Below are 14285 nucleotides of genomic sequence, written 5' to 3' on the forward strand. Positions count from 1 at the left end.
ATCTGCCCAGACCCACCAATTTTGTTATGGGGCCATAGCTCAGCTGGGAGAGCGCCTGCCTTGCACGCAGGAGGTCAGCGGTTCGATCCCGCTTGGCTCCACCATAAACTGCTTCGAAGTTTGAGAGTTTAGAAATGAATATTCTGCGATGAATATTGATTTCTAGTCTTTTGATTAGATCGTTCTTTAAAAATTTGGGTATGTGATAGAAAGATAGACTGAACGTTACTTTCACTGGTAACGGATCAGGCTAAGGTAAAATTTGTGAGTTCTCTTAGTTGAGAAATTCGAATTTTCGGCGAATGTCGTCTTCACAGTATAACCAGATTGCTTGGGGTTATATGGTCAAGTGAAGAAGCGCATACGGTGGATGCCTTGGCAGTCAGAGGCGATGAAAGACGTGGTAGCCTGCGAAAAGCTTCGGGGAGTCGGCAAACAGACTTTGATCCGGAGATGTCTGAATGGGGGAACCCAGCCATCATAAGATGGTTATCTTGTACTGAATACATAGGTGCAAGAGGCGAACCAGGGGAACTGAAACATCTAAGTACCCTGAGGAAAAGAAATCAACCGAGATTCCCTTAGTAGTGGCGAGCGAACGGGGACTAGCCCTTAAGTGGCTTTGAGATTAGCGGAACGCTCTGGAAAGTGCGGCCATAGTGGGTGATAGCCCTGTACGCGAAAATCTCTTAGTCATGAAATCGAGTAGGACGGAGCACGAGAAACTTTGTCTGAATATGGGGGGACCATCCTCCAAGGCTAAATACTACTGACTGACCGATAGTGAACTAGTACCGTGAGGGAAAGGCGAAAAGAACCCCGGAGAGGGGAGTGAAATAGATCCTGAAACCGTATGCGTACAAGCAGTGGGAGCCCACTTTGTTGGGTGACTGCGTACCTTTTGTATAATGGGTCAGCGACTTATTTTCAGTGGCGAGCTTAACCGAATAGGGGAGGCGTAGCGAAAGCGAGTCTTAATAGGGCGTCTAGTCGCTGGGAATAGACCCGAAACCGGGCGATCTATCCATGGGCAGGTTGAAGGTTAGGTAACACTGACTGGAGGACCGAACCGACTACCGTTGAAAAGTTAGCGGATGACCTGTGGATCGGAGTGAAAGGCTAATCAAGCTCGGAGATAGCTGGTTCTCCTCGAAAGCTATTTAGGTAGCGCCTCATGTATCACTGTAGGGGGTAGAGCACTGTTTCGGCTAGGGGGTCATCCCGACTTACCAAACCGATGCAAACTCCGAATACCTACAAGTGCCGAGCATGGGAGACACACGGCGGGTGCTAACGTCCGTCGTGAAAAGGGAAACAACCCAGACCGTCAGCTAAGGTCCCAAAGTTATGGTTAAGTGGGAAACGATGTGGGAAGGCTTAGACAGCTAGGAGGTTGGCTTAGAAGCAGCCACCCTTTAAAGAAAGCGTAATAGCTCACTAGTCGAGTCGGCCTGCGCGGAAGATGTAACGGGGCTCAAACCATACACCGAAGCTACGGGTATCACCTTCGGGTGATGCGGTAGAGGAGCGTTCTGTAAGCCTGTGAAGGTGAGTTGAGAAGCTTGCTGGAGGTATCAGAAGTGCGAATGCTGACATGAGTAACGACAATGGGTGTGAAAAACACCCACGCCGAAAGACCAAGGTTTCCTGCGCAACGTTAATCGACGCAGGGTTAGTCGGTCCCTAAGGCGAGGCTGAAAAGCGTAGTCGATGGAAAACAGGTTAATATTCCTGTACTTCTGGTTATTGCGATGGAGGGACGGAGAAGGCTAGGCCAGCTTGGCGTTGGTTGTCCAAGTTTAAGGTGGTAGGCTGGAATCTTAGGTAAATCCGGGATTCCAAGGCCGAGAGCTGATGACGAGTTACCTTTCAGGTGACGAAGTGGTTGATGCCATGCTTCCAAGAAAAGCTTCTAAGCTTCAGATAACCAGGAACCGTACCCCAAACCGACACAGGTGGTTGGGTAGAGAATACCAAGGCGCTTGAGAGAACTCGGGTGAAGGAACTAGGCAAAATGGCACCGTAACTTCGGGAGAAGGTGCGCCGGTGAGGGTGAAGGACTTGCTCCGTAAGCCCACGCCGGTCGAAGATACCAGGCCGCTGCGACTGTTTATTAAAAACACAGCACTCTGCAAACACGAAAGTGGACGTATAGGGTGTGACGCCTGCCCGGTGCCGGAAGGTTAATTGATGGGGTTAGCTAACGCGAAGCTCTTGATCGAAGCCCCGGTAAACGGCGGCCGTAACTATAACGGTCCTAAGGTAGCGAAATTCCTTGTCGGGTAAGTTCCGACCTGCACGAATGGCGTAACGATGGCGGCGCTGTCTCCACCCGAGACTCAGTGAAATTGAAATCGCTGTGAAGATGCAGTGTATCCGCGGCTAGACGGAAAGACCCCGTGAACCTTTACTATAGCTTTGCACTGGACTTTGAATTTGCTTGTGTAGGATAGGTGGGAGGCTTTGAAGCGTGGACGCCAGTTCGCGTGGAGCCATCCTTGAAATACCACCCTGGCAACTTTGAGGTTCTAACTCAGGTCCGTTATCCGGATCGAGGACAGTGTATGGTGGGTAGTTTGACTGGGGCGGTCTCCTCCTAAAGAGTAACGGAGGAGTACGAAGGTGCGCTCAGACCGGTCGGAAATCGGTCGTAGAGTATAAAGGCAAAAGCGCGCTTGACTGCGAGACAGACACGTCGAGCAGGTACGAAAGTAGGTCTTAGTGATCCGGTGGTTCTGTATGGAAGGGCCATCGCTCAACGGATAAAAGGTACTCCGGGGATAACAGGCTGATACCGCCCAAGAGTTCATATCGACGGCGGTGTTTGGCACCTCGATGTCGGCTCATCACATCCTGGGGCTGAAGCCGGTCCCAAGGGTATGGCTGTTCGCCATTTAAAGTGGTACGCGAGCTGGGTTTAGAACGTCGTGAGACAGTTCGGTCCCTATCTGCCGTGGACGTTTGAGATTTGAGAGGGGCTGCTCCTAGTACGAGAGGACCGGAGTGGACGAACCTCTGGTGTTCCGGTTGTCACGCCAGTGGCATTGCCGGGTAGCTATGTTCGGAATAGATAACCGCTGAAAGCATCTAAGCGGGAAACTAGCCTCAAGATGAGATCTCACTGGGACCTTGAGTCCCCTGAAGGGCCGTCGAAGACTACGACGTTGATAGGTTGGGTGTGTAAGCGCTGTGAGGCGTTGAGCTAACCAATACTAATTGCCCGTGAGGCTTGACCATATAACACCCAAGCAATTTGATGCTCCTAGTTGAAAAGACGAAAGAGACCAGATTGCGGTGTGTGAAGACGCAACGAACCGAAAGTTCGAAGTTCACAAAACACCGAAGCTATCACATACCCAATTTGCTGAAGCGAGGCCATCTGGTCACGACTCAGTACCCGAATTTCTTGACGACCATAGAGCGTTGGAACCACCTGATCCCATCCCGAACTCAGAAGTGAAACGATGCATCGCCGATGGTAGTGTGGGGTTTCCCCATGTGAGAGTAGGTCATCGTCAAGATTAAATTCCAAAACCCCTATCTGCGCATGCAGGTAGGGGTTTTGTCTTTATAGTAGAAACATCAAGAATTCGCTGGCACGTCCTAACGGACGGACCGGCACACAGAATTTCTTGACGACCATAGAGCGTTGGAACCACCTGATCCCATCCCGAACTCAGAAGTGAAACGATGCATCGCCGATGGTAGTGTGGGGTTTCCCCATGTGAGAGTAGGTCATCGTCAAGATTAAATTCCAAAACCCCTGTCTGCTCACGCAGACAGGGGTTTTGTCGTTTTGGGCCTACGAAAAGAGCTTCAGCACATTGCTCATCGAGTAGCCGGTCACTCAATGTGAGACAGCACCGGGATGAATCGATGGAAGCCGGATAAAGCTACCCACCATCGCCCAGACTCGCGCGGCATCGGCGTGCAAAAGAGCCTGGGGATGGTTATAGCGGGCTGGGAGTCGGGGCCGGGGGATGTTGTAAGCAGATTATGCGTGGATGATGAGCGACGAAATGTTGCGGCAAGTGAAGTCACCCTCAGGCCTGCCGCTGCCTTTGCTACGAGGTTTTTCTGTTCCTGGCTTCCGGACTGTTGAGGTACCGGGTGATGACCTCAACCCCACGATTGAGATGGTTGACCAGCAGCCTCACCGATCCTTCGACATCCCGCGCCTCGGCGGCCCGCCACATGGCGCGGTGATCTTCCTGTGATAACTTGCCCAGGCCCATGGCCTCAAGGTTGAAGCGCAGGAAGCGTTCTTCTTCGTTCAACCCGTCCTCCACCAGTTTGAGCAACCGGCGATTGGGTGCCTTGCTGTAGAGCGACATATGAAAGAGGCGGTTCAGCCGGCCGATTTCGGTGTAGTCCTGTTCCGTCTCCAGCTGGTCGATGTAAAGCGCGGCCTGTTCGAGATCCGCCGCCTCAAGCAATGGCACCGACAGGCGCAGGGCTTCGGACTCCAGTAAAATCCGCAGTGCATAGGTCTCCACTGCATCGCCCTGGACCAGTGGGGCGACCACAGCACCTTTGTGGGCAACCACATTGAGCAATGACTGGGCTTCGAGTTGGCGTAACGCTTCGCGCACAGGCATGCGGCTGACACCGAAGAGATCGGCCAGGTCTTGCTGGCGCAGAGCGATGCCACACGGCAGCCGACCGTCCAGGATGGCCGAACGCAAGGTTTCCTCGATGACCGAGCGCGCCAAGTGAGCGGCAATGGGGCCGTTGACCTTGATGCTGCTGAGAGGGTTGGCTTTTCGTGTCACTACAACGCACCCTGATTGACTGAGTTATTTTTGGATCCAACTGACACTAGTGACTGCCTGAAAGCTTGTCAAACGATCAGCAAATTGCCTATTTCAAGTTTAGCGCGCCATCGCTGATCTCACGGTGCCATTGTTTTTTGCCGTACTAACCTACACCATCAACCGACTTTCCAACTGCCTACCCTGGATGCCTCGCATTGGCGGTACGTTTTTTCCCGATTCCACGGATGCTGCGCTGGCTGTCCTGCGCGTTGTTGCTGGCTGGCGTGATGCTGGGCGGGCTGCATGCCGATTGGGATTTTTCTCTGATCAGTCGTCGGGCGCAGGCATTGTACGGACCTTTGGGTCCAGGCCAGCAACGCATGGATGATTGGCAGCATTTGCTGGCCAGCCAGAAGCAGCTTGGCGAGCTTGAACAGTTGAACGTGGTCAACCGGTTCGTCAACAAGCAGTTGCGCTACGTCGAAGACATCGATTTATGGCAGCAGGTCGATTATTGGGAAACGCCAATCGAAGCCCTGTGGAAAGGTGCCGGCGACTGCGAAGATTACGCCATCGCCAAGTATTTCAGCCTGCGCCATCTTGGCGTTTCCAGTGACAAACTGCGCATTACCTACGTCAAGGCCCTGCGTCTGAACCGGGCACACATGGTGCTGACCTACTATTCGAGTCCAGAGGCGATGCCGTTGGTCCTCGATAGCCTGATCGACACCATTCAGCCCGCCAGTCAGCGAACGGATCTGCTTCCGGTCTACTCCTTCAATGCAGAAGGCCTGTACTTGCCCGGCGCCAAAGGTAACAAGAAGGTTGGTGATACCAAACGCCTGTCGCGTTGGCAGGATGTGCTGAAAAAAATGCAGGCCGAAGGTTTTCCGGTCGAAACGACTAACTAGGAGCTCACGCTCAGATGTCTTTGTTTAAACAGCTGTTGATCGCTATCTGTCTGTTCCTGGTGGTCGCCTTTACCGGCAGCTTCATGGTCAGCCTGGAAAGTTCGCGCACCCAGTACGTCAACCAGTTGCGTTCTCACGCCCAGGATGGCGCGACGGCTTTGGCGGTGTCCCTGACGCCGAACATCGACGATCCGGCGATGGTCGAGTTGCTGGTCAGCTCGCTATTCGACAGCGGGTATTACGCCAGCATCCGCGTGGTCGATTTGAGCGACGACAAAGTCATCGTCGAGCGCAGCGGTATGCCGGCGGTCAACAATGTACCGCAATGGTTCATCAAGCTGATCGGCCTGGAAGCGGCCGGTGGCGATGCGATCGTCAGCCGCGGTTGGGAGCAGGCCGCGCGGGTCGAGGTGGTCAGCCACCCGATGTTTGCCTTGGCCAAGCTTTGGCAGAGTGCGCTGGGCAGTCTCGGTTGGCTGCTGCTGTGTGGCGCGGTGAGCGCCGTCTTGGGTGCATTGCTGTTGCGTCGACAATTGAAACCCCTGGATTACATGGTCAAGCAATCCCACGCGATTGCCCGCCGGGAATTCCTCAGCCTGCCGGATTTGCCGCGTACCCCTGAATTGCGCCGCGTCGTTCAAGCAATGAACCAGATGGTCGAGAAGCTCAAGGCACTGTTTCAGGAACAGGCCGAACGCAGTGAAAGACTGCGGATCGAGTCTTATCAGGACAACCTGACAGGGCTGGCGAACCGTCGTTATTTCGAGATGCAGTTGAACGCACGGGTGAGCAATACCGAGCAGGCCAGCTCGGGTTATCTGCTGTTGCTGCGGGTCAACGATCTGGCGGGTTTGAATCAGCGCCTGGGTGGTCAGCGGACTGATGAGTTGTTGAAGGCAGTCGGGCTGCAATTGTCTCGCGAGTGCGCCAAGTACCCGGAAACACAAAACCTGGTCACGCGCATTCGAGGCGGTGAGTTTGCCGTCTTGGCGCCAGGGCTGGTACGCGAAGAAGCGTTGCAATTGGCACGCAGCCTCGACAGTGCCTTGGCGAGCCTGCACGCCACTGGCGCCACCGACGTTGCGCCGGTGGCCTCAATCGGACTGGCCCCCTTTACCCATGGCGATTCGCCGCAGGCGGCGCTCGGGTTAGCGGATCAGGCATTGGCCCAGGCGCAGAGCCAGGGTGAGCCGAGCTGGGCGTGCCTGGACCATGGCGCATCGACTCATGTGGCTGAAGACCATCATGCGTGGCACAACCTGCTCGATCAGGCCATGACTCAACGGCGCTTCGAATTGTTCTTCCAACCGGTGGTTGCCGCCCAGGACACTCAGCTGGTGCTGCACTACAAGGTGCTTTCGCGCTTAACTGATGCCGAGGGCCAGATCATTCCCGCCGGACGCTTCCTGCCGTGGCTGGAGCGTTTTGGCTGGACTGCGCGGCTGGACCGCCTGATGCTGGAGTTGGTGCTTGAGCAGATGGCTGACCATGAAGAGTCGCTGGCGCTGAACCTGTCGTCGGCTACCCTGGCTGACCCGCAGGCGCTGAATAAAGTCTTTGAGCTATTGCGTTCGCATTCCAACCTGGGGCCGCGGTTGACGCTGGAGATCGGTGAGGAACAATTACCGGAGCAAACGGTGCTCGAGGAGCTGACGCGACGCCTGCGTGAGTTGGGGTTCTCATTGAGCCTGCAACGTTTCGGCGGACGTTTCAGCATGATCGGCAACCTGGCACGGCTAGGGTTAGCGTATCTGAAGGTCGATGGCAGCTACTTCCGGGCGATTGATCGCGAGAGTGACAAGCGTTTGTTCATCGAGGCCATCCAGCGGGCGGCGCACAGCATTGACCTGCCGTTGATTGCCGAGCGGGTCGAGACAGAAGGGGAGTTGTCGGTGATTCGCGAGATGGGGCTTTATGGGGTTCAGGGGCAATTATTTGGTGCACCAAAGCCTTGGTGTAGGAGCGAGCTTGCTCGCGATGGGGGGTAACGATGACGCGGGGCACCTGACGCCCCGCGGCGCCCTCACGTTTTTCGTCGGAACGCCGCCCGGAGCATGCTCGCTCCTACACCTGCAGGGCGGCAGGCCTAGATCAATCCTGCCTCATCATCATCGATCAAATGACTTAATCCGCCCAACGCCTCACGAGCCTGGGTCCGGTCCATCAGCTTGGCCTGTGCGGCCGGCGGCAGGTCGGTCACACGGATCACGCCTTTGCTGGTCAGCACCTGGATCAGGTCGTCGAGTACGCGGATCATTTCCAGGTCGCTTTGCTTGAGCTGCTTGAGGCTGACCTCCATCGTTTCGTTGGCGTACCAGGCCTGGATTTCATGATGATCGGCCGGCAGCGTTTCCGTGGCTTCGGCATAGGCGGCAGCTTCCACGCGAACCAATTGGCCTTGCGCATCGCGTTGCACGTAAAACATTTGGCATCCCTCAGAAATGGTCCAGCATCATGCTGTCAGCAGCATAGGCCAACTGCAGGCGAGTATGCGGCGTGATGACGAAATCGTCACCGGGCTGTTGATTGCAAACGTGACGGCCGCCCGCTGTGGGCGACCGTCAGTCAGCCATCAGCTGTTGTTGTGATCGATCTTGATCGTCGGATCGCTACCGGCAATCAGATTGTGCAAGTTGGCGCTGGACCAGTTGTTACCTTCGAGTTTGATCGTCACGTCCGGCTTGGCCGCTGTAGCGTTGGCACTGTTGAAGTTGCCAGCGGAATTGACCTGCAGGGACGATACACCGTCCACCGTGGTGATCTTCAGATAGTTGTCGATGGTGCTGCCACTTTCACCCTGCAACAGATCACGCAGGTCGATGCGATCGCCCTGGCTGGCATTGAAGTCCTTGATCACGTCGGTGCCGGTGTCGCCAGCCTTCCAGACGAAGGTATCGCCACCCAGGCCGCCAATCAGCGTGTCGTCACCCTTGCCACCCAGGAGGGTGTCATTGCCGTCGCCACCATCAAGCAGGTCTTTTCCGGTACCGCCGAGCAAGAGGTCATTGCCGCTGCCGCCGTAGAGTTTGTCGTCGCCACCCAGGCCGAAAATGATGTCGTTGCCGGCACCACCCAACAGACTGTCGTCGCCATCGTGAGCGCCAGACACGTCGAACACGTCGGTGTGCTCTGTAATGTACTGGTGCACGTTGCTGGTGGTCACTTTGCTGACATCTACGCCGGTTTCCTTGGCAACGAACGCCTGCATGGCCTGGTAACCCTCGCCTGCAATGCCGCTGAAGCTGACCAGATCGCCGAACAGGATGTCGTTGCCATCCCCACCGTTGACGGTGTCAGCGCCAGGCAATGTCGCTTCTGTGTGACCAATGATCGAGTTGGCCAGGTTGTTCGGGTCGATATTGGTTTGTGGGGCCTTGTCCGAATCGTATGGCTTGAGGTCGCTGAGGGTCACGTCGCTGTTCAGGCCGATAGCCTCCACCGTTGGCGAAACCTTGAGCAGCAGCGCGAAGCTGGCCTGGGCATTGTCGACGGTGTCTGAGCTTGTGCTGCTGCCGCTGCCATCGCGGGACGAGAACTCGTAGGTGCCATCACCCTGGGCATGCAGGGTGCCAACATTATCGTACGACCAGCTGTTGCCGGACTTCGTCCAGACCCTCACGTAGCCCGCAGCGGAGATCTCGATCTGGTGACTGCTGTCAGGTTGCAGGGTGGTCGCAGTGCCCAGTTGGTAATTGCTGGTGGTGACCACACTATCCAGCCTGACGTTGCCGTACAGTTTGGGGTTCTGCGACTCGTCGCTTTGATAGTAGGTCGGCTTGCCATCGGTGATGAAGTACGTGATGTTCTTCGCCCCGGTGTTGGCCAGTGCATCAGCGCTCTGGAACCAGTTAGCCGTCGTCTTGAACACGTCCTCGTAGTTGGTGCCACCACCGGACTCCATCGAGTTCAACACAGCCGTGAGCAGTTTCAGCGCATTCGGGTCGTTCAGATTGACCGATACCGACTTGTTGATCTGGGTGTCGAAGTCCACCAGGAAAATGTTCACGGTGCCCGAGTTACCGCCCATGCTTTGCTTGAGGGTATTGAACACCGAGGTCAGCGAGTTCCTGGCCGCGACGACAGAGGCGTCACTCATACTGCCCGAGCTGTCGACCATGAATGCAATGTTGTAGTTGGTGCCCGGAATGACCGTCAGTCCGCCGATATCGGCCACGATGATGTCGTTGCCGTCGGTACCGCTGACCGTGTCATCAGCCGAAGTAGCGGTGATGGCGTTGTACACAGCCGGGTAAATGGTGACCGGAATCGTTGCAGTACTCGATGCCTTGTCACCCAGGAGCTCGGTGGAGGTCGAGGTCACGGTCAGGTCGAACTTGCCGTTGTAGTACGCCGGTGGCGTAATCGTCAGGTTGGCCAGGTTCCAGCCGCTGACCTGCGCGATGCCATCCGTGCCCACCGTGAGGCTATGGCCGGCGTCGTCGCTCAGCACCATGCCTTTGGGGAAGCCGCTGATGCTTACGGTCAGGCTTTCCGAGCCATCGGTATCGGTCAACGCGGTGGTGATCTTCGACAGGTGGACGCTGCCGTTTTCCGCGCCTTCGTTGAGTTTGTAGCCCTCATAATAGCCTTCGCCATTGCTGCCATGCAGTGCGGAAACCGTTACACCGGAAGCGACCAGATTGGCCACGCCGGTGTACAGCGGTATGCCAGCGCTGCTCAGGTCGACGGCAGGTGCGCCATTGATCGACAGGTTGACGTCATAGCTGCCGGGACCACTCTGGTTATGGTGGTAGATGTCGATGGTGTAGTAGCCACTGGTGGTTGGCGTGAAGCCCGTCCCCGTGATTGTCCCGCCTTTGCCCCACAGGGCACTGGCCACCGTGTTGCCGCCGATGGTCACCAACAGGCTGTCGTCGGCGCTGCCGCTGAAAGTGTAGGTCTTGCCGGCTTCGAGGTAGATCAGGCCAGACGTTTTCGATGCGGTGTTGGCGGCGACGTCACCGCTGGACTGGACGTTGGTCGAGGTGCTGCTGCTGTTCGGATTCGTGGCAGCGTCAATCACGGACTTCAGGGTATTGGTTGCTACACCGTTGCCGACGGTGCCGTCATAGCCTGCGCCGAGCCCGGACAGATTGGTCCAGACTTCCTTGAGCAAGCCGGTAGAGGTGACCGCATTGCCGGCGACACTCAGCGTTGGCGCGTCGGCCACTGGCGTGATGTCGATCTTGACCGTAGCGGTGCTACCCAACAACTGGCCGTCGGTTGGCTGGAACTGCAGTTGTGCGTAGTCCGCCTTGTTGTTGCCCATGCCGTTGGCATAACCGTCGCTGCCGGACTCATTGAGGTCTGGCTGGAAGCGCAGCTTGCCAGCATCGATCTGGGCTTTGGTGAAGGTCTGGTTGACCGTCACATCGATCCAGTTGGTGCCGTCATTGCTGTACTGCAACTTGCCCTCACCGGGCAGTTGGGTGATTTTCACACCCAGGTTGGCATCGGCGCTGTCGACGTCCTTGACCCCGAAAGTCGACCAACCAAGCACCAACGGTTGGTCTTCAAGTCCGCTGACGTTAGCTGGTGCAGCCGTCGGCGCGTCATTCACACCGACCACGGTAACGGTGGTGGTGGCGACGTTGGAGTTGTTGCTGCCATCGGTCACTGTGACGGTGATGGTTCGCGGGACAGCGCTCGGGTTTTCACTGTCGTTGGTGAAGGTGATGTTCTTGATGCGCTGAATGTAATTGGCCAGCGTCGCAGTGCCGGAAAGGATCAGTGTGATCGAGCCATCCAGATGATTGGTGTTGATGATGATGCCATCGACACTATTGCCCAGGTTCAGGTTGTCGCCGGTCTGGCGGTTGGTCAGCACGATGGTTGCCCCGGTCAGCATGGTGCTGTCCGGATCGGTGATGCTCAGGTCGATATCGCCGATCGACACGCCCGGGCTGGTAGTGCCTTCGGTGAAGGTCACATTGTAATTGGCCCCGGTCGCGCCACTGGAGTTGTTGGCATCCAGATCGATGACCGGCGGTGCGTCGTTGTCGATGATCGAGGTGGTGACACTGTTGGTGGTGTCGCTGATCACAAGGTTTTCGAAATTTCCGCCGGTGGCACCAGTGATTCTCACTGTGAAGTTCTCGGTCCCTTCGGTGAACCGGTCATCGATGGTCGCGATATTGAGCGGCACGCTGCTGGCATTCGCCGGGATTGTGATCGTGGCCACCCCCGTGAAGTCCGCGCCATTAGCCGCGGTGCCGGTGTAGGACAGCGTTACGGTGACTTCGCCGTGGGCCGGGTTGGAGAGGGCGATGGTGTAGTGAGCCGTATCGCCTTCAGTCACGGACGTGTCGCCGGTGATGCTGATGGTGGTTTTATCGCCGCTGTTGGACGGCGTGTTCGTGCCGGAACCTGACTCGTCGGTGACGGCGGTGTTCCGGACCGTTTGATCCAGCGTCAGTTTTTCGAAGTTATCGCCGCCGGTGACACTAACCAATTTGTTGGTGATCGGCAGTTGGCCGCCGAGGTACACGTCATCTTTGGCGATGATGGTGGCAGTGCCCGACGCCACATTCGCGGGAACGGTGACAACCGTGCCGTCGGTGAGCGTGAACTTCAGCTCGCCGTGGTTACCCAGCGGGATATTGTCTTTGCTGGTCAGGGTTACGGTATACGTCACCACGCCGCCTTCCGCGACGGACGTCTTGTCGACGGTCAGCGTGGCGGTGACTTCGCTGATGGTGTCAGTTGTTTTCACCGTGGCCGCGGAGTTGTCGATCACCAGGTTCTCGAAGGTCTTGCCGGCCACGGAGGCGCCGGTGACGTTCAAGGTCAGGGACGATGGGTCTTTGTAGACGTCCTCGGCGTTGGTGTCGCCGGTGTAGATCGCAGTCTTCTGGCCCGCAGTGATGGTGACGGTCTTGCCGTTGCTCAGGGTCACCACCAAGTTGTCGGCGAGGACGCGGTTGATGGACACGGTGAAGGTCGGTGCATGGCCTTCGGTGACGTCGCCGTTGGCGACGATGCCGACGGTGACCTTGTTGGCATCGCCTTTTGCGTCGTCGCTGATGGTCACGCTGGTCTTGTCGCTGCCGAGCACCAGGTTTTCGTAGTTGTTGGTGCCGCTGACGGATTGCAGCTGGTTGACCACAGTCACCGGCTGGTCGACGTAGAGGTTGTCTGGGACCGGAACGCTGGTGCTGCCGCTGGTTTGATTGGCAGCGACGTTGATCACGGTGCCGTCTTTCAGGGTGAAAGTCAGGCCGCCGTGGTTGCTCACCGGCAAGCCGTCAGCGTTGCTCAGGGTCACGGTGTAGGTGATCTGGCCGCCTTCGCTGACGCTGGTGCTGTCCACGGTCAGTTTGGCCACCACGTCGTTGGTAGTGTCGGTGGTTTTCACCGTGGCCGTGGTGTTGTCGATCACCAGGTTCTCGAAGGTTTTGCCGGCCACGGAGGCGCCGGTGATGTGCAGGGTCTGGGACATCGGGTCTTGGTAGACGTCTTCGGCGTTGGTATCGCCGCTGTAGATCGCAGTCTTCTGGCCCGCAGTGATGGTGACGGTCTTGCCGTTGCTCAGGGTCACCACCAAGTTGTCGGCGAGGACGCGGTTGATGGACACGGTGAAGGTCGGTGCATGGCCTTCGGTGACGTCGCCGTTGGCGACGATGCCGACGGTGACCTTGTTGGCATCGCCTTTTGCGTCGTCGCTGATGGTCACGCTGGTCTTGTCGCTGCCGAGCACCAGGTTTTCGTAGTTGTTGGTGCCGCTGACGGATTGCAGCTGGTTGACCACGGTCACCGGCTGGTCGACGTAGAGGTTGTCTGGGACCGGAACGCTGGTGCTGCCGCTGGTTTGATTGGCAGCGACGTTGATCACGGTGCCGTCTTTCAGGGTGAAAGTCAGGCCGCCGTGGTTGCTCACCGGCAAGCCGTCAGCGTTGCTCAGGGTCACGGTGTAGGTGATCTGGCCGCCTTCGCTGACGCTGGTGCTGTCCACGGTCAGTTTGGCCACTACGTCGTTGGTGGTGTCGGTGGTGTTAACGGTTGCATCCGCAGCGCTGATGACCAGGTTTTCGAAAGACTTGCCCGCGACTTCCGCCCCAGTGATGTGCAGGGTCTGGGACGTCGGGTCTTGGTAGACGTCTTCGGCATTGGTGTCGCCGGTGTAGATCGCGCTGGTTTGCCCCGCCGTGATCACCACCGATTTACCGTTGCTCAAGGTGACGGTGAAGTCATCGGCCAGGGCACGGTTGATGCTGACGGTGAAAGTCGGCGCGGTGCCTTCCACCACGTCGCCGTTAGCGGAAATGCCCACGGTGAACTTGTTGCCGGCACTGTTTGCTTCGTCGCTGATGGTGACGCTGGTGGTGTCACTGCCAAGCACCAGGTTTTCGTAGTTGTTAGTGCCGCTGACGGATTGCAGTTGATTAACCACAGTCACCGGCTGGTCGACGTAGAGGTTGTCTGCGACCGGTACGCTGGTGCTGCCAGACGTTTGGTTGGCGGCGATGTTGATCACCGTGCCATCGGTCAGGGTAAAGCTCAGGCCGCCGTGGTTATTCACCGGCAGGCCGTCGGCGTTGCTCAGGGTCACGGTGTAGGTGATCTGCCCACCTTCGTTGACGCTGGTGCTGTCCACCGTCAGTTTGGCCACCACGTCGTTGGT

Annotated in this window: 5 protein-coding genes, 2 tRNA genes and 3 rRNA genes (1 of these 10 cut by a window edge); 7 read left to right on the top strand and 3 right to left on the bottom strand. The window is 57.0% G+C overall.

Features of this window, described 5'->3' with window-relative positions; genetic code table 11:
- The 5 genes from HGP31_RS01150 to rrf (HGP31_RS01170) form a co-directional block, all read left to right on the top strand.
- Positions 1–18, top strand: a tRNA-Ile gene (locus HGP31_RS01150); it begins 59 nt to the left of the window's first position.
- A gap of 10 nt (positions 19–28) precedes the next feature.
- Positions 29–104 (top strand) — tRNA-Ala (locus HGP31_RS01155).
- A 239-nt stretch (positions 105–343) separates the two neighbouring features.
- Positions 344–3237, top strand: a 23S ribosomal RNA gene (locus tag HGP31_RS01160).
- A gap of 168 nt (positions 3238–3405) precedes the next feature.
- A 5S ribosomal RNA gene (gene rrf, locus HGP31_RS01165) occupies positions 3406–3521 on the top strand.
- A 110-nt stretch (positions 3522–3631) separates the two neighbouring features.
- Positions 3632–3747 (top strand): 5S ribosomal RNA (gene rrf / locus HGP31_RS01170).
- A 317-nt stretch (positions 3748–4064) separates the two neighbouring features.
- Here rrf (HGP31_RS01170) and HGP31_RS01175 read toward each other — a convergent pair.
- Positions 4065–4772: a GntR family transcriptional regulator gene (locus HGP31_RS01175; RefSeq protein WP_020801050.1), complete on the bottom strand. Its 708-nt coding sequence runs from the start codon at positions 4770–4772 to the stop codon at positions 4065–4067.
- 197 nt (positions 4773–4969) lie between these two features.
- Between HGP31_RS01175 and lapG the strand changes: the two genes are divergently transcribed.
- Together lapG and lapD are read left to right on the top strand one after the other, a co-directional pair.
- Positions 4970–5665 (top strand): cysteine protease LapG, encoded by a 696-nt coding sequence (gene lapG / locus HGP31_RS01180; RefSeq protein WP_033043568.1) that lies wholly within the window; start codon positions 4970–4972, stop codon positions 5663–5665.
- Between the two features lie 14 nt (positions 5666–5679).
- On the top strand, positions 5680–7653 hold the full coding sequence (gene lapD / locus HGP31_RS01185; protein ID WP_033043569.1) for a cyclic di-GMP receptor LapD: 1974 nt from the start codon (positions 5680–5682) through the stop codon (positions 7651–7653).
- 98 nt (positions 7654–7751) lie between these two features.
- Here lapD and HGP31_RS01190 read toward each other — a convergent pair whose 3' ends face one another.
- Both HGP31_RS01190 and HGP31_RS31090 read right to left on the bottom strand, forming a co-directional pair.
- The gene (locus HGP31_RS01190; protein WP_008064081.1) at positions 7752–8090 is read right to left on the bottom strand and encodes a hypothetical protein; all 339 of its coding nucleotides are present in this window, start codon (positions 8088–8090) and stop codon (positions 7752–7754) included.
- A 147-nt stretch (positions 8091–8237) separates the two neighbouring features.
- Complete coding sequence (locus tag HGP31_RS31090) at positions 8238–14276, bottom strand: immunoglobulin-like domain-containing protein (RefSeq protein ID WP_476748417.1); 6039 nt, start codon at positions 14274–14276, stop codon at positions 8238–8240.
- Positions 14277–14285 lie beyond the last annotated feature (9 nt).

This window comes from Pseudomonas umsongensis, from assembly GCF_012647205.1.
In the GTDB taxonomy this organism is placed as follows: domain Bacteria; phylum Pseudomonadota; class Gammaproteobacteria; order Pseudomonadales; family Pseudomonadaceae; genus Aquipseudomonas; species Aquipseudomonas umsongensis.